This window comes from Flavobacterium sp. DW-iso2 (assembly GCF_058725285.1).
Genome location: NZ_JBZXDY010000027.1, coordinates 18,570 through 38,459, shown reverse-complemented (window position 1 = coordinate 38,459; position 19,890 = coordinate 18,570). Strand labels below are relative to the sequence as shown.

Here is a 19,890-nt window from a genome sequence, read left to right as displayed (position 1 = left end):
AAATGAAAAAATCACTATTAGTTACTTATGGATTGTTGATTGTATTGACGATAACTACTGCTTTAATTTCAAATTCAACTTCATTTTCGAATGTAGCAGTCGCTTTGATAATGGGACTTTCAGGTATTAAATTCTTGTTGGTTGCTTTTCAATTTATGGAATTAAGAAAGGCAAATTCGGCTTGGAAATACACTTTAATTATAGTTTTAACACTGCTAATTTCGTTGGTATTATTAGTTTTTTAAAATCCTTAAAATAAAGTTAAAAACATGACTTTTATCATAATAAAAGACCTTTTTATCTTTTAATTTTGAATAATAATACAAAGCGAAAATAAACGAAAAAAATTCATGTTATGAGTAACATTAAACAACAAACAAAGAATGCTATTGTAGTAGTAGCTCTTGCTTTAGGTCTTTTTTCTTGTGGTAAAACAGAAGAGAAAGATGCTAAATATTATGAAAGTATAAAAGTAGAAGGGCAGGAAGTTGCTGAGCTTACTGCGCCACCATTTGTTCCAAAACCAGTAGGAGATCGAGCGGCAAAAAAGCTGATCGTGAACATGGAAATTAAGGAACAAGAAGGAGAAATGGTTGATGGGGTGAAATATACGTATTGGACATTTGGAGGATCAGTTCCGGGTAGTTTTATTAGAACTAGAGTAGGAGATGAGGTAGAATTTCATTTGAAAAATCATCCAGACAACAAAATGCCGCACAATATCGATTTACATGCGGTAACAGGTCCAGGTGGAGGAGCAACTTCGTCACTTGTAGCACCAGGACACGAAAAAGTATTTAATTTCAAAACATTACTTCCTGGTTTGTATGTGTATCATTGTGCAACAGCGCCTGTAGGAATGCACATCGCAAACGGAATGTATGGTTTGATTTTGGTGGAACCAGAAGGTGGTTTACCTCCGGTAGACAAAGAGTACTACATCATGCAAGGGGATTTTTATACTAAAGGAGCTTATGGAGAACAAGGGCATCAAGCTTTTGATATGGATAAAGCGATTAAAGAAACTCCAGATTATGTAGTGTTTAATGGTAAAGTAGGAGCCTTGACTGGCGAAAAAGCATTAACAGCCAAAAAAGGAGAAACAGTACGTATTTTTATGGGTAATGGTGGGCCTAACTTAGTGTCTTCTTTTCACGCCATTGGTGAAATCTTTGACAAAGTGCATATTGAAGGGGGTGAACTAATTAATAAAAACGTACAAACCACTTTAATTCCTGCCGGTGGTGCCGTTATAGTTGAACTTAAAGTAGAGGTTCCTGGAACATTCATTTTAGTAGACCACTCTATTTTTAGAGCCTTTAATAAAGGAGCTTTAGGTATGTTGAAAGTAGAAGGCGAAGACAATAAAAAAGTATATTCTGGAACAATACAAGAAGGAATTTATTTACCTGAAGGTGGAACGGTACAAAATATGCCAAAAGTAGCTGGTAAAGAAAAACCTACGGTTGCTAAAACGGTTGCGCAACAAGTTAGCTCTGGTAGAGAATTGTATGGAAGAACTTGTTTTGCTTGTCACCAACAAGAAGGACAAGGAGTTCCAAATGCTTTCCCACCGTTAGCTAAATCAGATTTCTTGAATGCCAATCCGGATAGAGCAATTGGTGCTGTATTACGCGGCTTGAGTGGAGAAGTTACGGTAAACGGAAAAAAATTCAATAATGTAATGACGAGTCAAAACTTGACTGATGAAGAAGTTGCCGATGTTTTAACCTATGTGTACAGCAGTTGGGGAAATAATAAAACGGTGATAACTCCAGGAAGAGTAAAAGCAATTAGAGCAACACCAGCTCCAAAAGCGAAAGAAAGCCATTAAGAATAAACAAAATAGTTACAACAATAAATTAATAACAAGATGAAAAAGTATGTTTTTACAATCGCAATGTTGACATTGGCTTTACAAGGATTCAGCCAAAATTCAGCTAAAGGAAAAGTAGTTTATGATAAGGTTTGCGTGGCTTGCCATCAAGTGACCGCGTTAGGAATCCCTGGTGCATTCCCTCCATTGGCTAAATCAGATTACTTGAATAAAGATACAAATCGAGCGATAAAAGGTGTAGTAAAAGGACTTACGGGTGCAATTACTGTAAATGGTAAAAAGTTTAACAGTGCCATGCCTGCTCAAGCATTAAGCGACCAACAAATAGCAGATGTATTTACTTATGTTTATGCAAACTGGGGTAATAATAAAACAGTGGTTACAACAGCAATGGTAAAAGCCCAAAGAAAATAATAGTTATAAAAGCATAAAAAAACAATAGCCATGTTAAAACGAAAAATAGTTTTGTCATTATTTCTATTACTGATAGCAACATCGCTATGGGCTCAACAAACTAAAATGGTTGCTATAGAAAGGGGAACATTTGTTCCCCTTTATGGTGCCGCAAATAAAAAACCGTTAGAAGTAAAAGCGTTTTATCTTGATGTTCATCCTGTTACAAATGCGCAATACTTAGCATTTTTAAAAAAATATCCAGAAAATACACGTTCTAGAATAAAAGGACTATTTGCTGATAAAAGCTATCTATCGCATTGGGCAAGTGATTATAATTACGGAAAAGCAAATTTAAGCAACGCACCAGTAACAAATATTTCTTGGTTTACTGCAAAGAAATATTGCGAATGTCAAGGAGAAAGATTGCCTACTATGGACGAGTGGGAATATGTGGCTATGGCCGATGAAAAAAGAATCGATGCGCGTACTAAAGAAAGCTTCAATAAATACATTATGTCTTGGTATGAAAAGCCAAATACTTATGCTAATCCTGTAGGGGAAACATTCAAAAATTATTGGGGTGTTTATGATATGCATGGATTAGTTTGGGAATGGACTGGCGACTTCAATAGTATTTTTCTTTCTGGTGAATCTAGAAAAGATAAGGATACAGACAAGAATCTATTTTGCGGAAGCGCCTCTATCAATGCCACTGATTTAATGAATTATGCTGCTTTTATGCGGTATGCTTTTCGAGGAAGTTTAAAAGCAAGTTACACCACTAAAAATCTAGGTTTCCGTTGCGCTAAGGATAAATAGCCGTTCCGAGAACAATTCAAAATTTAAAGAAATGAAATCAAATAATACATTAACTAGTAGTTTAAAGCTCGTTTTAGGATTAGCTATAATGCTGTTGTCACTTCAATCGTGCAACAAGAGAAAGGAAGAAAATAAATCGGGAGAGCATGCAACTGAAAAACCAGCTGCTAAACCTATGTCGGATTTATCAATCTATAATTTACCGTCAAAATGGACTACTCAAGATAACAAGAATATCGAGATGGTAGATTTAAAAGGAAAAGTTCTTGTAATGGTAATGATTTACACTTCTTGTAAGTCGGCTTGCCCAAGATTAGTGGCTGATATGCGAAATATAGAAGCTCATTTATCAGATAATATTAAGAAAAATGTCAAGCTTGTCTTAGTAAGTATCGACCCAGAGGTTGACACTCCTAAAAAACTGAAAGCGTTCTCTATTGAAAATAAAATGGAAGGAGATCAATGGTTATTCTTGCGCTCAACGGAAGAAAACACTCGTGAATTTGCAGCAGTATTAGCGGTTAATTACAAAAAAATATCACCGATGGATTTTTCACATTCAAACATTATTAGTGTTTTTAATGCCGAAGGAGAACTAGCCTTTCAGCAAGAAGGCATTGGGGTTAACTCTGATGAAACTATTAAAAAAATTACTGAAGAAGCGAATAAGCTAAATTAAACAACTCATGAAATCATTAAAAATAATTGGTTTATTATTCTTTGGATTGATAAGCATAGGTTCTTTCGCTCAAGAATTTGATGCAAGTCTACAACTTAGACCTCGTTTTGAATATCGAAACGGATTTAAGAGCTTAATTAAAGATTCAGAAGACGCGACCTCATTTGTGTCTCAACGTTCTCGTTTAATTTTGAATTTCAAACAAGACAAATTAAAAACTAAATTAAGCCTGCAAAACATACGTACTTGGGGTGATGTTGCTACGACTACCACCGCTGATAAAAATGCAATTGCGGTTTTCGAAGCTTGGGCACAATACGATTTTGACACCAACTGGAGCGCACGTTTAGGGCGTCAGGTAATTTCGTACGACAACCAGCGTATTTTAGGAGAAATTGATTGGGCGCAACAAGGACAAAGTCATGATGCCGCAGTAATCTCTTTCCATCCAAAAAATAATCAGTTAGACTTAGGGTTTGCATTAAATGCCGATAAAGAAAATCTAGTAGCGCCAACCACGCCGTACACAACCAATTACAAATCCATGCAATACGCTTGGTATCATACTGCGTTTAGCAAATTAGACATGAGTTTGTTGTTGTTGAATACCGGTTACGAATATGCAAAAACGCTAACAGATTTAAAAGTAGATTACAAACAAACCTTTGGGACTTATCTTTCTTACAAAGAAAATAAATGGGACACAAACTTAGGTTTATATGCGCAAACAGGGAAAAGCAGTGGTCAAGAGGTAACCGCTTTTAATGCGGGTGCTTATTTAGGATATGCTGTTACAGCTAAGTTTAAAGCCGGATTGGGGTATGAGTTTCTTTCTGGAAAGGACCAAAATGACAGCAGCACTGATTTTAAATCATTCACACCTCTTTTTGGAACTAATCACGGTTTCAATGGTTTGATGGATTATTTCTACGTAGGTAACCACATAAATAGTGTCGGATTACAAGATACTTATTTAAAACTAAATTACACCCAAAACAAATGGCAGTTTAATTTAATTCCTCATGTATTCTCGGCTCCAAATACGGTTTTGGATGCTTCTAATGCAAAAATGGACAGCTATTTAGGCACAGAAGTTGACTTTACAACAAGTTACGCATTACAAAAAGACATTACAGCTTCGGCAGGATATTCTCAAATGTTTGGTTCAACAATATTAGAGCGACTAAAAGGCGGAAATGCAAGCAATACAAACAATTGGGTTTGGGTTATGGTTTCATTTAGTCCAAGAATATTCGCGACAAAATAGTTAGGTTTAGGTTTTTTAATTCGAAAAAGACTGTGCGTTGGTTTCACAGTCTTTTTCATTTTTAATAGGGACTGAAATACCATCACCTGAAGCGAAGACGAAGGGTTCATTAAGATAAATCGAAGATTCAGCGAATACCGCTAAAAATAAAAGATTAATTAGCTAAAAAGTAAAAAAGTAATTCAAAATACAATTTGTAATCGGACTTGAAGCACGCCGCTACCGCACGAATCCTTTCGTGTGGTTCGTTATCACTACATACCAAACATTCTAAAAACTACTATATCATCAATTAATCCTTTTTGCCCTGCATAATCAATAGCACTACTATATACTTAATCTTCGGATTAAAAATTAAACTTTCTTCTACAGGATTATTATGGACATAATCAATCTTTTGTTGAATAACTTCGTTGCTCCATAGTTCAATTGGTTTGTTGTCATGTCGCCAAAACTGATAATGCTTTACATTTGAATTCTTTTCTGCTTCTTTTTAAAAAAAATCTAACAAAAATTCCTTTCTGCTCTCTCTAGGATTTTCTTGTATACTTTTTACTATAGATTGACTGGTAAATCTTTTTTAATCTGCAATCAATAACTCTGGTTTTTGACCATTGACACTCCTAAAAACCAAATGAACATGATTACTCATTATGCATCAAGCATGAACTTCTAAACCTTTATTTTTTTTGACAAAATTCAATATTTTCAATAAGTAAATCTTTGTACTCATTTCGCGTAAAAACATCTAACCATCCTACTACAGCAAAACTGATAAAATACACCCCCTTTGGATTATGACCCGAGACGATAGTCGAACAGACGAAGTAAACTTATAATTTCTATTCGTAATTATATTTTTTTACACTCAAATTTTGTTCTTTAATCACGAACTACACGAAAGGATTCGTGCGGGGGTAGTTTGGTTTTTTGTTTTGCCTACTTATGATTGTGGGTACGAGCCAGAGGCGTCGTGCTAGCCTTTGAACTTATTTCTGCTCGCGACCGTGGGGTTTTTAATCCTATCTTAAATTTCAACAAAAAATTGTACGGTTTTTTGGGATCAGCATATTATTAGAATCTGGGTCAATTTTATATATTTTCATAAATTATATATTTTAGTACGGAAAAGTTCCTTTTAAAAGTTAGTTAGCTATTTTTTATAATTCTTCTCTTCTTTTACTAGTTTAATTTATTAAACTAACTCGCTTATCTACTTTAAATTTTTAATAAACAGAATCATTTATTTGATAAAATCTAAAATTTATTTATCAGGATTTTTTTTAAATATACACACGGCAAATAGAACCCCTAAAGCTATCATTGGAAACAGATTAGAATCAGTAGGTACATCTGAAGTATCTGCAAAACCAGGAGGCGGTGGGGAGGCAAAAAGTAATGGAGCTGTGAAAGTTTTTGTAGAAGAAAAAAGACCAGTTATGAGTAATGTTACTCGGTTGTGAATTCTAGAACTATTTAATTTATTCATACCATAGGTTAAAGTTGGATCGCAAATTAGCATCTGTTATTTTATTAAGTTTATTGCCGAAATCAATATTAAGAATTGTTTTTAAGTTCTTAGTGAGCAAGTAAATTATGTGTGGGGTTGCTAAACTAATAGTAACTAAAAACAAATTACGAGGATGTTTTTTGAATTGCAAAACGAGAAGTAATAACTGAAGCTTTATGGGAATAGGCGGCTCGTAATTGCGGTTTTAAGGGAAACGGAAAGTCAATTATACACGGTCAAATGTGTATACTATTGCAATGAGTAAATTATTCACTTTTTTAGGAAAAATGACTTTACCAATAGGTATAGGAAATTAAGTCTAAAACCGTGTGTTTTAAAATCCTATTTTTAAAAATAATGTACGAACTGAGTTCTAATCGGCATTAATACGATTAAGGAATTCTTTAGTAATTGGTTTTACCTGAAAGAAAACTACGTTTTGATCGGTCCGTGCGCGTATGATATCATAATCATCGATCGTTGAAGATATGATGAAAGTCTTGCAGTATTTTTTTAAAGTGGGGGAAAGTTTATCGTATTCTTCCAAAAATTCAAATCCTGACATTGCTGGCATGTATATATCTATAAAAATCACTTTTGGTAGTAATTGAACCTTTTCCTGATTTTCCTGCAGGTATTTTAATGCTTCTTTTCCGGAGGAATATTCTAAGACTTTTTTTCCAAAATTATTTTTAATAATGATGCGTGATGAAATATAGAGATCTGTGAGGTTGTCATCAATAATCATCACATTTTCAAATTTTGATTGTAATTCAGCTGTCATAATTTTTATTTTTTTTACTAATAATGGTAAATAAAATTCCTTTTTTTAGAAAGAAACTTAATTAGACCTTGTAATTTTTAAACTTTTTATTATTTTATTTTCTAATCTTTCAGCTTTATAAATTTGTTAAATTCTTCCTGTCGTCTTTTGGCCACTGGCAAAATAATTCCGTTTGAAAATTCACAAGAGTACCCATCTTTTTTGGAGATTTTCGCAATCTGACGAAGATTAATAATGTACGAATGATGAATTCTAAAAAAATAGTTATTGTCCAAAATAACGCTGTATTCTCCTAAATTTCTACTTGACATTATTGTTTTTCCATCTATTAGATGAAAACAAGTATATTTTCCATCTGCTTTGCAAAAAATGATTTCGGACATTCGAATCAATTCAATTTTATCTAATGATGAAACGGCTATATATTCATTACTCTGGTTTTGCTCATTTAGAATATTGATATTGTTGATTTTTTGATCCTGAAAACTACGCTCCATTTGAATTATTTTAATCACTTTATAAATCGCCAATATAACGTTATTGAATTCTATTGGTTTTAATATAAAATCTATAGCATTGTATTTGAATGCTTTTACTGCAAGGTGTTCCTGTTCAGATATAAATACTAATTTGGGACTATTGAATTCTAACTGATTTAGCATTTCAAAAAAAGAATCATCGTTGAAGGATAGGTCTAGGAATACAACTTCTGGTTTTTTCAATTTAATCAAGTTTATTCCCTCATTTGCCGAAGACGCATCCCCAATTATTTTCATGATCATAAAGTTTTCTTCAACAAATTTTTCTAAAAGTGTTAAGGTATCTTTAATTTCGTTAATAATTATGGCATTGATTTGAATCATGTTTTGGTTTTATTTTATCTCAAGAGTATCCTAATGATGCTTGGTTCTACTTTGTTATTTTGAATATATTGCAACGAAACAACGGCGATTCCGGGACTAAATATATTAGGATGTTTTTTCTTATTTAGATTAATGAAATACTGTTGAGGAATTCTTTAGTCATTGTTTTTACTTGGAAAGCAATAACATTTTTATCTTCATTTGCGCGCTTAATATCATTTTCATCTATAGAAGACGAAATAATATAAACCTTGCATTGATTTTTAAAATCGGAAGATAGTTTATCATATTCTTCCATAAACTCAAACCCAGACATTTTAGGCATATAGATGTCGACAAATAGTACTTGAGGTAAGTCAGTATAATTACCCTGATTTTCTTGTAAAAAAACCAGTGCTTTAATAGCAGAGGTATATTGATCAATTTTCTCTGCAAAATTATTCTTTTTCATTACCCTACAAGCAACATAGAGATCAATAGTATTGTCATCAATAAGCATCACTCTTTGAAATTTTGATTTAATATCTATCATAAAATAAAATTTTTTAAAATGATGTCAAAAGTGGTACCACCATTAATTTGAGAATGGACCTGAATTGATCCTTCTAATTTTTCGACAGTGTCTTTTACAATATATAAACCAATGCCAGATCCTTCTGATTTACTAGATATTCGAAAAAACATATCAAATATTTTATCTTGGTATTTTGCTGCAGTACCAATTCCGTTATCAGATATTTGTAGTTGAAGAATTTCTTCATCTACCTTTCCTATCACTTTAATAAATCTTTCGGTGTCAATAGGTTTATGGTATTTAATTGCATTTGAAATAAGATTTTCCACTATATTATTGAAACGGAGTTTATCCGTGCAGAATGGATATTGCTCCTCAATTTCAACTTCAAATTCAATGCCTTTTGCTTGGGCCATGTTTTTAAGGGATTTAACAATATTCAAAATATTGCTATTGAGAGAGATTATTTCTAGCTCTAATCCAGTACGGTTATTTTGTGAATAACTTAAAATTTTTCTGATAAATTCATCGAGACGATTTACACTACTCTTTATCATCTGGGCATGTTCCAGAGTTTCCGGTTCTTCGCTTTCGTCCTCAATAATTGAAACTAATCCCTGAATTGACGTTAAGGGAGAACGCAAATCGTGAGAAACGCTATATACAAATCGATCTAATTCTTTGTTAATTTTTAGAAGTTCCTTGTTTTAGGTTTCGAGATTCAGTTCTGCTTTTTTGCGTTCTGTGATATCAAATCTGGTGGCTACATATTGATACGGTTTCCCCTGTTCATCGATAAAAGGGGTAATCGTAGTGTCGACCCAGTAAAAGGTTCCATCTTTTGCTTTATTTTTTAATTCCCCTTTCCAGGTGTTACCTTTAGCAATAGTATTCCAAATATTTTGTATAAATTCTACAGAGTGATAGCCGGAGCTGATTAATTTATGATCTTTTCCTATTAATTCATCTATACTAAATTTAGATATTTTACAGAAGTTGTCATTTGCATATACAATTTTCCCTTTTTGATCGGTAATACTAACAATACTTGATTCGTCCAGTGCATATCGATAATTGGCCAGTTCATTGTTACGAAGTTCTAATGCCTTTTGTGCTGCTTTGCTTTCGGTAATATCCGTTAGCATATTTACAGCTCCCGTGATTTTACCAGTTGGATCGATATAAGGAACGGCATGTGGAAGCACATGGCGTTTTTCACCCGTCTCATGTTCAAATATTATTTCCATACCAGAAACGGTTTTTCCTTCTTTTAAAGCGATTGCCATAGGACACAAATCTAATGGAATTTGTGTACCATCATTGTTTAGCATATTCCACGAACCGCACCACAAGTCTTTTCCAATTTCGGGTTCTCTGCCCCACATTGCACTAGCTGCCTTATTGAAAATTGTTATTTTTCCGTTAGCATCGCAAGAATAAGTGGCTACTGGCAATTCTCTAATCAATTCCTTATATAATTTTTCACTTTCTTCAATCTTCTTTCGTGACAACACCTGTTCAGTTACGTCGATGCCAAAAAATAATATACCATCAATTATACCGTCAGGGTCTCTGTGCGCCTGATAGCTAAAACTGAGATAGGTATCAACGAGTATTCCATTACCATGAAAATCGAATTTCATCTGCATTTCGTTCGCAATGAATGGTTCTCCTGTAGTATAAACTGCATCCAAAAGGTCAAAAACCCCCTGACTCTTTAGTTCAGGCAGTACTTCCATTACCGTTTTACCAATCACGTTTTCCTTTTCTATTAATTTTAAATAGAGCGGATTGGCCAATTCATATATATAATCAGGACCTTTTAAAATCCCCATACAAGAAGGTGCTTGATCATAAATGTCTGTAAAGCGCTGTCTCTCTATTTGGTAGGCTTTTTCTAATTTCTTTTTTTCTGAGATATCCTTGGCTATACAATAAAATAATTTTTCATCGTCATCCCATTTAGCACTCCACAACATTGACACAATTTTTCCGTTTTTATGGATAACTCGGTTTTCAAATGTCGTCACCGGATTGCCTTCCTTAATTGCGGCTTCAGTGATAAGCGTATTTTCCAGATCTTCCGGATAGACAAGTTTACGATAGTCAACGCCAATTAATTGATTTGGTTCGTATCCCCAAACGTTTGTGCAGGCCGCGTTTATAGTCATAAATCTATAGTGCTCATCAATAGAACATATTATATCTAAAGATGATTCTAATATTTTGTTGAGGTCATTTACTGCTTCTTGTAACTCTACTGTTGTTTTTGCCAGTTGCTGTTGCCTCTCTTTATAATCAGACAGATCACGAATTGTAACTGAAGTTATTTGATTACCGTACTTGTCTTTAAAAACCCCCGAACTCATCATTGCAGGAAATACAGTGCCGTCTTTGCGTAAGAATCTTAATTCTCCTTCACATTTTCCTGTTTCCTGCCGTTCTTTAGTTAGTTTTTCTAAATTTTCATCTGTCAAATCTACTAGACCAAATCTACTCTTTTGAATCAGTTCCTCTACTGTCATTTGGAACATTGTGCAGGCAGCAGGATTTGCTGAAAGGACAAGACCATCCAACTCAGTTAGCATAATAGCTTCCATTGAATTATTAAATACACCTTGGAGTGTTACTCGCTTAAGTGATAATTTAGTTTTAATAGAGTCCTTTTTTCTTGTTTTATTTCCTATCTCCTTTTTTTTTAATTCTGGACTATTTTTTAAGGCTCTAGTTATTTTAGGACCTAAAGCAGAGATATTTTGTTTAAATACAATATCCGACACGCCTTTTTTGATCATTTCGATACCATTTTCTGGCTCTATGTTATCCGAAAGAAAAATTAACGGGATCGATGGGTAGTGTCTATTTCTAATTTTCAAAGCTTTTTTCCAGTTAATATCGCATAAAGCATAATTAACGATTATTATATCGTGGGAGCAATTTTTCAATTCACTCTCGAAATCAGCGGTCATTTCTATAATTTCAGAAGTGTAGCTGAAACCAGTACGATCTAATTCCTTATTAATCAAACTAATTTCAATTGAATCACTTTTTAAAATTGCTATTTTAGTTACCATAATGTAAGTTTATCAGTGATGTAATTGAGTTTAAAATTCTTAACAATTTTGACGAAATTAAAGCTAAAATTTTGCTATCAATTAAAACTTCAAATATAGATAAAGCTGTTTATTTATATCAAGAGTAGTATTTTTTTCTTAACGAATAAAATACTATGCAATTTAAATAATTATCCTAAATAACACAAAATTCTCTTACTCTTTTCGTAAGAGAACGTTAAAAGTAATAACTATCCCGTTTTTAGGAATAAGTGTGTTGAAATGTAAGTATGGCGTTGAAATTTTATTTAAAAAATGTATCTTTTTGGAAATTAAAATGGAATGAAAATGAAGACCAATCGCTCTTTTTCAATATTGTGAAGCACATTGTTCGTTCTAAAGTAAAGTGTTCTCTTTTTTAAATGCTAATGGCGTTACCCATCATTTCTATTTAACAATAATTAGGAGTTGGTAGCCTATAATTTTTGAATACTTCCTACGATAGTGCTACCTTTTCAATTGATATTTTCGTCAATAAAATATTGTAAATCATACATATAAACTAAATTTTCATCATTTTCAGGCATTTGTGCCAGTTGAACAAAATTAATGTTTTGAAACAATGATTTTTCTCCCACAAGATTTTGCATTATTATGAAAATAGCTTGGGGAAGTGCTTTACTATCGCAATAAATATAATAGTTTTTAAAAAAAATATTATGTCTGTTTTAGCCGTGTTTTCATCATAATTCAATATCAAAAATTTGAGTTCACTGATTTTTAGCGTAAGGTATTCAAAAATATAGGGCTCGTCCAGACCATCAATAGTTTTATCAATTTCAGCTGTAGGATGAATAAAGGCGGTGAATTTCCATGTTTTTAATTGAGCAGCGTTATCCACTAAAGTAATTACCTGATTGAAATAGTTGTGGTTGCCATTAGCCGTGATAATGAATTCGGATTTAGATGTTAAGTTTTTTGGAAATACAATCATAAAGTTAATATCCTTGCAATAATAGTTCAGGTTTTTGTTTATCCAAAAAGTTATTTGTTTTTGGTTTTTAGGTGTTTCATTACCGATATTTTTTATCGTGTAGTGGTTGTCTTGGAACCAGTTCCAGAAGGTGTTGATGGATTTCATTTTTAGAAGTATTAAGAATTGAGTATCAAGAATTAAGATGCGTTCCTAGGCTTGTGCTTCGACTTTACTCAGCAATAGCTATTTTTTAGTGTTTATCTTTAGCGGTTTTGTCGCAAGCGATTAAATTCACCATTTCCCTTAATCTACTGCGGACCCGATTTCCGTAATAGGTTTCGATTTCTGATGCAGACAGGTTGATGGTGATGTGAGTTTATAGTTTTTTAGATGTAAATAAATCGTAGCGGGATAATAGTATTTCTGCCATTACGTTGCATTCGTTTCCAAAGTATTTTAGATTGTTCTCTATACCTAAATCGTCAAATCAAATTGTTTTGGCTTCGGATTGATATTGTCGGGACTTGCTGTATTTATGGATAATTTACTAATCGTCCTGGATGAATTCGAAACTAATGTCACGGCAGGGCTTTACATATAATTTATGTTCGATAGGAGTGAGGTGTTTCATGATATTCATCAGGGATGTTTTACCACAACCCACTGGACCCAAAAGCATAATGCCTTTATTAAGATTTATATTGAAGTGAAAACAAGTTTGTTCAACTTTTAGGAAATAGGCAATGAGTTTGAAAATTTTTGGATGGTCAGTTTCTAAGATTTTGAAATAATTTCCGTATAATTCTACACCTTTTTTTCGAGTCAAAGGATTACTTGATCGTAGTTGTACTGGGATTTTATTTCTAGATCCATTTGATTTTTTTTAGGTTTTGGAGATATTCTCGATATCTTTTTTGTTTCGTTGCATTACACAAAAAACACTCGAACTGACGAAACGCTTACAAAGGCTCGGAATAGTCTTTGTTGGTGATAGTGGTGAGGTGTTTTGCTCTGGTAGGTCGATTTTGTTCATTGGTGTTGAATTTGTTTGCGTTTATAATCCAGTTTTGTGCTGCGGCTTTCCACTCGACCATTGGGATTTTGCCACCTACCAGTCATCCATTGCTGGAGAAGTAATTGAAGAATTTTTGTGCTTCGATTTCTGGGAAGATTTGTTCTAGGAAATATGTTTTGACTTCTTCGAAAGGTGGTGGTTCTTTATCGACTATTTTTTTTGCTTATTTTCTGTGTCGTTGAATCCGAAAAGGATTTCTTTTTTTCGCGCAACTTTTTTTCTTTGTTTTGCTGACTGCTTTCAGTTTGATTTTTATTGGTGTCAGCGAATGCCAAAGGCATTTCAGTATCTACTTTTTTAAAAAATGAACCGTCATCTTGAAAATTTTGCGCTTGCTTATTCCCGTTTACAATCTTTATAATGTTTTGATTGTTTGTATTATTTATATGAGGTACTAGCGCTTGTTTAGTGCCTGTACCACTACAAGTATAAGACTTGTTCACTAGTTGTTCATCAACTAGTTTAAAAACTGGTTCAATATATTTGAACTGGTGTTTCTTTCACTTTTGGGCATTGGTTTTAGTTCGTCAGCTTACTTAAATAGGTATACTTGACTTTCTTTGAACGGATTATACGATGGCTCGTAATTGATGTACCCCAAAGAATGCAAGTTTTTTAAGCATTTGTGATAGGTTGCTTTGGAACTAATTTTGCTGATTCGCATCACCTCATCACGAGAAATACTGATTGGGTTTTTTTTGAATCGATTGCAATTCCAGAATTGGACTAATACAATGTATAAACTAACGTGTGTTGGATTGAGAATTATGTCTTTTGATACTTTATCAAAAAATCCGGTTAAGTGTTTTATGTAGTTCATTCGAAGTTAGTGGTTTATCCTCTCCCTAAACCCCTCTCCAAAGGAGAGGGACTTTTATACGGTTTTTGTTAATGGTTATGAGATCCTTTCCTAGGAGGACATCTTTTTTACGGGATTACAATAATAATGATGATGAGATCCCTTTTTTGATGCGATTAAAATCAATGTCAGATGAGATTAATTATTGCTGTTTAAATAGATCAGGTGCAGCTTGTACTGTGTTGATCTCGAGTAATTTTTCTATATCTAAATCAGAATAATATAGTATACCACCCACTTTTGTATAGGTAAGTGTTCCGTTTATTCGAAGGTTTTGGAGCGTACCAGGGGAGATGTTAAGAAGCTTTCTAACTTCAGTGGATTTTAACCATTTTTTAGACTGGGCATTTTTGCCTTTAAGTATTTCTTTAATATCTTCTAAAAGAGATTTGTGAAATTGATTTAGGTCTTCTTTTGTAAGGATTTCGATTGCCATAACTTGTGTTTTAAGTTGTTATGGTACAAAAGTGTAGGTTTTGGATATTTTTATATCACAAGTGGTTCACAAGTTGTGATAGAAAAAAGTGGAATTATTGAAGGGTTTACTTTTTTCCTTGATGAAAAAAGTAACAAAAAATTATTCATGGTTATTTATTGTCTTTTTGGTATTCATGAATCTGCGATTTCACTGCCTCACGATTTTTATCCCAAAAATCATCGGACAAATTTTCTATATCGTGACCCCAGCTGCTCGTCGTTCCTCCTCGTCTCCGGGCCCACTCGCGCCGGCCAACGCAAAAAATCCGCTCCGTGATTTTCAGGTATAAAAATAGTAGGGCGAATCTAAGACGGTATTTTTAGAGATAATAAATGTTGATGAGGCAAAAGAAGTATCTGAATTCATTTATAATTACTGTAAAGTGTTTACTGCTAATGATTTGTTTAATTCCGTACAGAAATAGCTAGGGGATATGCCTGTACGGGTTTTAAATGCTCTTGTGAAGTTTTGAGTAGAACCAAAGCCAGCTTCGTCTGCAAGAGATTTGTTTTTGTAAATACGGTATTTATTGTCGCTTTTAAGCAATTCTATGATATGATCAATTTTAAGATCAGTGATATATTCTATGATTCCTTTGTTACGGTATTTTGCAATTATTTTTGAAGCATATTTGGTATTTGTATTCAATAAAGAAGCCAATTTCAATAAATTCATCTCTTTTTCGAGATATTTTTTACTGAATTCGAATTTTTCTAATTTTTTTAGAATTGCAGCAACTACTTCAGGATTTACATCGAGTTCTTTACTTCCGTTTGCTACAAATAATTTGGATTTTTCCGGTTGGCGATTCATCAACTCTTCAAATAATCTTTTATTTTTATAGTGTCTGTGCGCCAATACTGCTATAATTACTGTCATTATGGAAATTATAGTGCAGACTACAATTGTCCAATATTGTTCAATGTTTCTTTGAGTTTGCAGTAATTTTTTTGTGTCGTATTCTTTGTGTATTTTCCCTGAAAGGTATTTGAAATCCTTAATCAGCACTTGGTCTACTTCTGAAAGGGCTTTGACATAATATAACTCTAATTCTTTGTCGTTTTGTTCCTGATAATAATGAATTAATAGTTCATAAGCTTCCCGTAAATCAGGGCGTATGTACTTTTGTTTTTGGAATGCTTCATCTATTTTTTTTAAGTATGGTAATGCCTTTTCCTGCAATTTTAGAGCCCAGTAGCTTTTACCGATGTAAAAATAGGCCGTCGTTTCGTTTGTAAGATCTTTAGTTTCTTTCAAAGCAGGCAGTACCTTTGTCAACTTCTTTATTGCGTCAGGATAATTGTGTTTAAAATACTGATTTACGCCTTCGGAATGGATGAAGTACGAATGCATTTCTAGGTTTTTTAAATGCTTGCCCTCGATCAGTCCCAGCTGATTCATCTGGCTGCATAACTTATATTTACCTATGCGGTTGTAAGAAAGCCCTAAAGAATGAAGTGTATTCAGATAGGCACGTTTATTTTCATCCTTGAAATAACCTAAACATTCTTTAAATAGTGCTATTGCTTCATCGTAAAATCCAAGGTAATATTTGATCTGAGCAATGCCATATTTTACTTTGTGAATTTGATATTGGTTGTGTGTCTTCGAAATGTATTCGTCCGCTATTAGGTAGCTGTCCAGTGCTTTCATGTGCTCTTTACGATCGTATTGGATAACCCCTTTCGTCATATAACCCGAACCGATTAATGCAAAATCAGCTGTTTTTTTTGCCGCTATCAACATACTATCGGCATAGATAAGTTGTAGCTTTTTATCGCTAGTATAAATTAAGGCTTTATAGGACTGCGCTTTTTGGCCGTAGTTTTTCTCCCGTTTTGCTTTGGCTAACCATGACTGTGCATACAGCATTTCTTTGATACTATCTTTTTCCTCATACAGGATGTTGCTGCTAAAATATTCATAGTCTTTGGTTGAGAGGCTGTCTGGAATAACAAAATTGTTTTGTTGTGCATAAGCATTATAATACAGACATAACCATATTATAAGTAAGTGTTTTTTCGGCATATTTCTAAAAGATTGGGGGGCTTACTGATTAGAAAACTTAAGATTAATGTCTTTGGGATTATGTTTTGTAAAATAAATGTAGCTAAAATAATGTAATTGATTACAAGAATTACCCTTATTAAGGATTCTTTCGTTTTCTTGAGTTTAACTTGCTGCATAGTTGTCTTTTATAGATAAATGTACTGTGTTCAATTCAGGAATTTCATATTGTAAATTCCCGAATTGAACAGTTGTTGGCTTGCATGAGGGGAAATAGCCCATTAGTTTTGCCCTGAATTCAAACGGTTTTGTTATGAGCAAAACCACCATCAAAATTGTTCAGATTATCCCGGGAGAAATGAACTGATTAAAAAGTAATCAGTAACATTTAAAACATTATTAAAGATGAAAAAATTCTATTTAGGTTTAAGTACATTAATTTGTTTATCCGTTCTATTCACACTTGCTTCTTGTACTATCGATAGTCCTCTTGTATCAGGCGATACGATAGGTAAGGAAGATGCGAAGAACGAAATTCAATATTATACTCCCAGAATAGGGGATGCAGTGCCGCTCACGGAAAACTTATTGACTTATGCAAGTACAACAGAGACAGATGAGGCCGTTGATCCAGACTGGAAAAAACTTATCACCCATTTTATAGGGAATGCTGTTATTAATAAGTAGTTAACTTCCGTTTTTAAGATTGGCATTTATTGCAATCAAAGTTATAAGGCTGCTCTAAAATTAGGCAGCCTTTTTTTTAGTTTATCAGATTTTTATTTTAAGTGGTATTCGCTGAATATTTGATTTGTATCTTCAATAACGAATAGTCTCTGATTCTAGATTTTACTTTTTTAGCTCACTTGACTTTTATTGGTGTTCGCTTCACTCGAGTGTCTGAATCTTCGATTTGTCTTGATGAGGCCTTCGGCTCCGCTCAGGGTGTTGATAACAAAAAAATATTCGTGCATTAATATTGTTTTTTTGTATTCATGAATCTTCGATTTCACTGCCTGAAAATTCAAAACTTAAAAAACTGTCTTTTGTAGTTTACCTGACAGCCACTGGCTGTCCTCCTTTTAATTTCAAATGTTGTTTTTGACGTTATTAATTTAAGCGCGGGTTTAAGGGTACTGAATGGCTAGTGGTTTTCTTGAAGTTATTCTTTTCTTTTGCCTTGATGCAAAAGAAACAAAAGATCAAGCCTGAAAATTAAAAACTCAAAAACTACTTCAAAACTCTGTTCCGCAGCCCGAGCCGTTCGCCTTTTAGGCTCAACTTGCGGACTGCTGCCACTTCGTTTTTTCATTGTTTTTAACGTTTTTAATTTACGGGCGAGTTTGCGAATAGTGGATATTTAATGAGAGTAATTTTCATGAAGATGTTCTTTTCTTTTGACTTGGTGCAAAAGAAATACCGTTTGTGTATTCAATTCAGTATTCCGAAGGAATTCGGAATACTGTTTTCATATTACAACGGCATTGTACCGGAAGGTTTGTTAATACGATGTGCAACCCGATGGCACAACAAAAAATCAAGCCTGAAAATTAATAACTCAAAAACTACTTCAAAACTCTGTTCCGCAGCCCGAGCCGTTCGCCTTTGAGGCTCAACTCGCGGACTGCTGCCACTCCGTTTTTTCATTGTTTTTTTTACGTTTTTAATTTAAGGGCGAATCTAAACTGGTGATTTTAGTGATAAAAATAGTAGGGCGGGTGGAAAAACTTAGAAGTGTTTTTTGATTTTAATTTTCATCTGCTTCGTCCATGCGGTTGATGAGTTTGTTTTTGAGGGTATTTATGAATTTGGTTTTTTCCGTTTTTCTGTTGCGGATTTCGATAAAAACACGGTGGAATTGCCCCAAGTCTATATCAAAAGCGGATTCAAAATAACTTACTACTTCTTTTAGACTGGATTTTCCATTATTAAAAACACCTTCTGTATGTAATGCGTATATTATTTCAATTAATTCAACTTTTGAGCCTGTCCATTTCTGTTTTTTGGAAGGTAGAATAGTTGGCTGTAGCTGGTCGCTGTTATGCTCTATTTTTGCAATTTCTGATTCTAAGTAGTTTTTAATTAAATCATTGGCCAGAATTTTTGCCAATTTATAGTCATGTGAAGTTGAAAAACGTTGATCTGCCTGAAAGTAAAAGCTATCGAGTGTCAGTTTTATATCGTATTTTCCTCTTATAAAATATTTTTTGTCAAGGCATCGATTATTTGTGCGGTAGTAGCGGTAAAATTCCTGATTTTCGTCGAAGAATGTTTTTAATTTTAATAATTCAGTATTGTAGTATTTACGAAGTGTTTTTTTTGAACCGTATGGTTTATTGGTTTCAATATTGTAAATTTCATTGTAATAAATGAGTCTTCCCGCAAACATAGGTTTGATGTCTCTGAAAAATTCAATCTCCTCATTTTTATCTTGGAATTTGTATTTTATAAAGAAGATTTTTAATTTTTCTAAACCCGCAATCAGGATTTTTATGGCCTGTTCGTAATAATGAACTGTATTTGTACTTTCTACATGCATCAATTCTAATTGTCGGTCTAATTCCGACTGGAGGGATTGAGAAAATAATTTCATTGCAGGACTTTTAGATTTTGTGATCTTGATTTAATCAGAAACAAATCTATATGGTGATTATATTCGGTGCAAATTATCTAGTGTTTGATTCCCGAATTGAATATTGAAATTCCTGAATTGCATACTCTATTTTGTGCCAAGGGAATTGTATTCACAAGTTATTTTGGGGAATTATAGTTT

21 protein-coding genes and 1 pseudogene are annotated in these 19,890 nt (G+C 33.4%); 8 read left to right on the top strand and 14 right to left on the bottom strand.

Annotation, left to right across the window (positions count from 1 at the left end; all coding sequences use genetic code 11):
* The first annotated feature begins 2 nt into the window (after positions 1-2).
* The 7 genes and pseudogenes from AC4PRO_RS15470 (at position 3) to AC4PRO_RS15440 (ending at position 6,461) form a co-directional block, all read left to right on the top strand.
* Positions 3-245 (top strand): cytochrome C oxidase subunit IV family protein, encoded by a 243-nt coding sequence (locus tag AC4PRO_RS15470; protein WP_074723764.1) that lies wholly within the window; start codon positions 3-5, stop codon positions 243-245.
* A 110-nt stretch (positions 246-355) separates the two neighbouring features.
* The gene (gene nirK / locus AC4PRO_RS15465; protein WP_083380476.1) at positions 356-1,834 is read left to right on the top strand and encodes a copper-containing nitrite reductase; all 1,479 of its coding nucleotides are present in this window, start codon (positions 356-358) and stop codon (positions 1,832-1,834) included.
* A gap of 93 nt (positions 1,835-1,927) precedes the next feature.
* Positions 1,928-2,251: pseudogene (locus tag AC4PRO_RS15460) on the top strand (c-type cytochrome); the annotation flags it as partial.
* Positions 2,252-2,281: 30 nt separating this feature from the next.
* The gene (locus AC4PRO_RS15455) at positions 2,282-3,052 is read left to right on the top strand and encodes a formylglycine-generating enzyme family protein (RefSeq protein WP_492118003.1); all 771 of its coding nucleotides are present in this window, start codon (positions 2,282-2,284) and stop codon (positions 3,050-3,052) included.
* 31 nt (positions 3,053-3,083) lie between these two features.
* A complete protein-coding gene (locus tag AC4PRO_RS15450) occupies positions 3,084-3,731 on the top strand; it encodes an SCO family protein (RefSeq protein WP_492118002.1) in 648 nt (215 codons plus the stop codon).
* Between the two features lie 7 nt (positions 3,732-3,738).
* Positions 3,739-4,998, top strand: a complete 1,260-nt coding sequence (locus AC4PRO_RS15445; RefSeq protein ID WP_492118001.1) for an alginate export family protein — start codon at positions 3,739-3,741, stop codon at positions 4,996-4,998.
* A gap of 1,247 nt (positions 4,999-6,245) precedes the next feature.
* Positions 6,246-6,461, top strand: coding sequence for a hypothetical protein (locus tag AC4PRO_RS15440; RefSeq protein WP_492118000.1), 216 nt, complete (start codon positions 6,246-6,248; stop codon positions 6,459-6,461).
* A 420-nt stretch (positions 6,462-6,881) separates the two neighbouring features.
* On the opposite strand, the gene AC4PRO_RS15435 is transcribed toward AC4PRO_RS15440, so the two are convergent.
* From AC4PRO_RS15435 to AC4PRO_RS15380, 12 genes are all read right to left on the bottom strand, one after another.
* Positions 6,882-7,292 carry a response regulator gene (locus AC4PRO_RS15435; RefSeq protein WP_492117999.1) on the bottom strand — a complete coding sequence of 137 codons (411 nt, stop codon included), beginning with the start codon at positions 7,290-7,292 and terminating at the stop codon, positions 6,882-6,884.
* Positions 7,293-7,393: 101 nt separating this feature from the next.
* Complete coding sequence (locus tag AC4PRO_RS15430; RefSeq protein WP_492117998.1) at positions 7,394-8,155, bottom strand: LytR/AlgR family response regulator transcription factor; 762 nt, start codon at positions 8,153-8,155, stop codon at positions 7,394-7,396.
* A 124-nt stretch (positions 8,156-8,279) separates the two neighbouring features.
* A complete protein-coding gene (locus tag AC4PRO_RS15425) occupies positions 8,280-8,687 on the bottom strand; it encodes a response regulator (protein WP_492117997.1) in 408 nt (135 codons plus the stop codon).
* A complete protein-coding gene (locus AC4PRO_RS15420; protein ID WP_492118019.1) occupies positions 8,684-9,358 on the bottom strand; it encodes a sensor histidine kinase in 675 nt (224 codons plus the stop codon). The genes AC4PRO_RS15425 and AC4PRO_RS15420 overlap by 4 nt, the downstream gene beginning before the upstream one ends.
* Positions 9,359-9,376: 18 nt before the next feature.
* Complete coding sequence (locus AC4PRO_RS15415) at positions 9,377-11,743, bottom strand: PAS domain S-box protein (RefSeq protein WP_492117996.1); 2,367 nt, start codon at positions 11,741-11,743, stop codon at positions 9,377-9,379.
* A 494-nt stretch (positions 11,744-12,237) separates the two neighbouring features.
* A complete protein-coding gene (locus AC4PRO_RS15410) occupies positions 12,238-12,372 on the bottom strand; it encodes a hypothetical protein (RefSeq protein WP_492117995.1) in 135 nt (44 codons plus the stop codon).
* A gap of 2 nt (positions 12,373-12,374) precedes the next feature.
* Entirely contained in the window at positions 12,375-12,863 is a 489-nt protein-coding gene (locus AC4PRO_RS15405) for a hypothetical protein (protein ID WP_492117994.1), read from the bottom strand.
* Between the two features lie 794 nt (positions 12,864-13,657).
* The gene (locus AC4PRO_RS15400) at positions 13,658-13,792 is read right to left on the bottom strand and encodes a hypothetical protein (RefSeq protein WP_492117993.1); all 135 of its coding nucleotides are present in this window, start codon (positions 13,790-13,792) and stop codon (positions 13,658-13,660) included.
* Positions 13,793-13,916: 124 nt separating this feature from the next.
* A complete protein-coding gene (locus AC4PRO_RS15395; protein ID WP_492117992.1) occupies positions 13,917-14,216 on the bottom strand; it encodes a hypothetical protein in 300 nt (99 codons plus the stop codon).
* An 89-nt stretch (positions 14,217-14,305) separates the two neighbouring features.
* Positions 14,306-14,593 carry a hypothetical protein gene (locus AC4PRO_RS15390; protein WP_492117991.1) on the bottom strand — a complete coding sequence of 96 codons (288 nt, stop codon included), beginning with the start codon at positions 14,591-14,593 and terminating at the stop codon, positions 14,306-14,308.
* Positions 14,594-14,774: 181 nt separating this feature from the next.
* Positions 14,775-15,068 carry a helix-turn-helix domain-containing protein gene (locus AC4PRO_RS15385; RefSeq protein WP_492117990.1) on the bottom strand — a complete coding sequence of 98 codons (294 nt, stop codon included), beginning with the start codon at positions 15,066-15,068 and terminating at the stop codon, positions 14,775-14,777.
* Between the two features lie 414 nt (positions 15,069-15,482).
* Positions 15,483-17,138 carry a helix-turn-helix domain-containing protein gene (locus tag AC4PRO_RS15380; protein ID WP_492117989.1) on the bottom strand — a complete coding sequence of 552 codons (1,656 nt, stop codon included), beginning with the start codon at positions 17,136-17,138 and terminating at the stop codon, positions 15,483-15,485.
* Between the two features lie 384 nt (positions 17,139-17,522).
* Here AC4PRO_RS15380 and AC4PRO_RS15375 point away from each other — a divergent pair, with 384 nt between their 5' ends.
* Positions 17,523-17,804 (top strand): hypothetical protein, encoded by a 282-nt coding sequence (locus AC4PRO_RS15375; RefSeq protein WP_492117988.1) that lies wholly within the window; start codon positions 17,523-17,525, stop codon positions 17,802-17,804.
* 475 nt (positions 17,805-18,279) lie between these two features.
* Here the strand turns inward: AC4PRO_RS15375 and AC4PRO_RS15370 are convergent, their stop codons facing one another.
* Together AC4PRO_RS15370 and AC4PRO_RS15365 are read right to left on the bottom strand one after the other, a co-directional pair.
* Entirely contained in the window at positions 18,280-18,429 is a 150-nt protein-coding gene (locus AC4PRO_RS15370; RefSeq protein ID WP_492117987.1) for a hypothetical protein, read from the bottom strand.
* 435 nt (positions 18,430-18,864) lie between these two features.
* Entirely contained in the window at positions 18,865-19,710 is an 846-nt protein-coding gene (locus AC4PRO_RS15365; protein ID WP_492117986.1) for an RteC domain-containing protein, read from the bottom strand.
* Positions 19,711-19,890 lie beyond the last annotated feature (180 nt).

Coding starts and splice junctions, on each gene's coding strand:
- AC4PRO_RS15455 (WP_492118003.1), top strand. CDS start 2,282: ATGTTAAAACGAAAAATAGTTTTGTCATTATTTCTATTACTGATAGCA.
- AC4PRO_RS15385 (WP_492117990.1), bottom strand. CDS start 15,068: ATGGCAATCGAAATCCTTACAAAAGAAGACCTAAATCAATTTCACAAA.
- AC4PRO_RS15415 (WP_492117996.1), bottom strand. CDS start 11,743: ATGGTAACTAAAATAGCAATTTTAAAAAGTGATTCAATTGAAATTAGT.
- AC4PRO_RS15365 (WP_492117986.1), bottom strand. CDS start 19,710: ATGAAATTATTTTCTCAATCCCTCCAGTCGGAATTAGACCGACAATTA.
- AC4PRO_RS15470 (WP_074723764.1), top strand. CDS start 3: ATGAAAAAATCACTATTAGTTACTTATGGATTGTTGATTGTATTGACG.
- AC4PRO_RS15405 (WP_492117994.1), bottom strand. CDS start 12,863: ATGAAATCCATCAACACCTTCTGGAACTGGTTCCAAGACAACCACTAC.
- nirK (WP_083380476.1), top strand. CDS start 356: ATGAGTAACATTAAACAACAAACAAAGAATGCTATTGTAGTAGTAGCT.
- AC4PRO_RS15425 (WP_492117997.1), bottom strand. CDS start 8,687: ATGATAGATATTAAATCAAAATTTCAAAGAGTGATGCTTATTGATGAC.
- AC4PRO_RS15410 (WP_492117995.1), bottom strand. CDS start 12,372: ATGCAAAATCTTGTGGGAGAAAAATCATTGTTTCAAAACATTAATTTT.
- AC4PRO_RS15435 (WP_492117999.1), bottom strand. CDS start 7,292: ATGACAGCTGAATTACAATCAAAATTTGAAAATGTGATGATTATTGAT.
- AC4PRO_RS15370 (WP_492117987.1), bottom strand. CDS start 18,429: ATGAAAAAACGAAGTGGCAGCAGTCCGCAAGTTGAGCCTAAAAGGCGA.
- AC4PRO_RS15375 (WP_492117988.1), top strand. CDS start 17,523: ATGAAAAAATTCTATTTAGGTTTAAGTACATTAATTTGTTTATCCGTT.
- AC4PRO_RS15430 (WP_492117998.1), bottom strand. CDS start 8,155: ATGATTCAAATCAATGCCATAATTATTAACGAAATTAAAGATACCTTA.
- AC4PRO_RS15400 (WP_492117993.1), bottom strand. CDS start 13,792: ATGGTCGAGTGGAAAGCCGCAGCACAAAACTGGATTATAAACGCAAAC.
- AC4PRO_RS15390 (WP_492117991.1), bottom strand. CDS start 14,593: ATGAACTACATAAAACACTTAACCGGATTTTTTGATAAAGTATCAAAA.
- AC4PRO_RS15450 (WP_492118002.1), top strand. CDS start 3,084: ATGAAATCAAATAATACATTAACTAGTAGTTTAAAGCTCGTTTTAGGA.
- AC4PRO_RS15380 (WP_492117989.1), bottom strand. CDS start 17,138: ATGCCGAAAAAACACTTACTTATAATATGGTTATGTCTGTATTATAAT.
- AC4PRO_RS15445 (WP_492118001.1), top strand. CDS start 3,739: ATGAAATCATTAAAAATAATTGGTTTATTATTCTTTGGATTGATAAGC.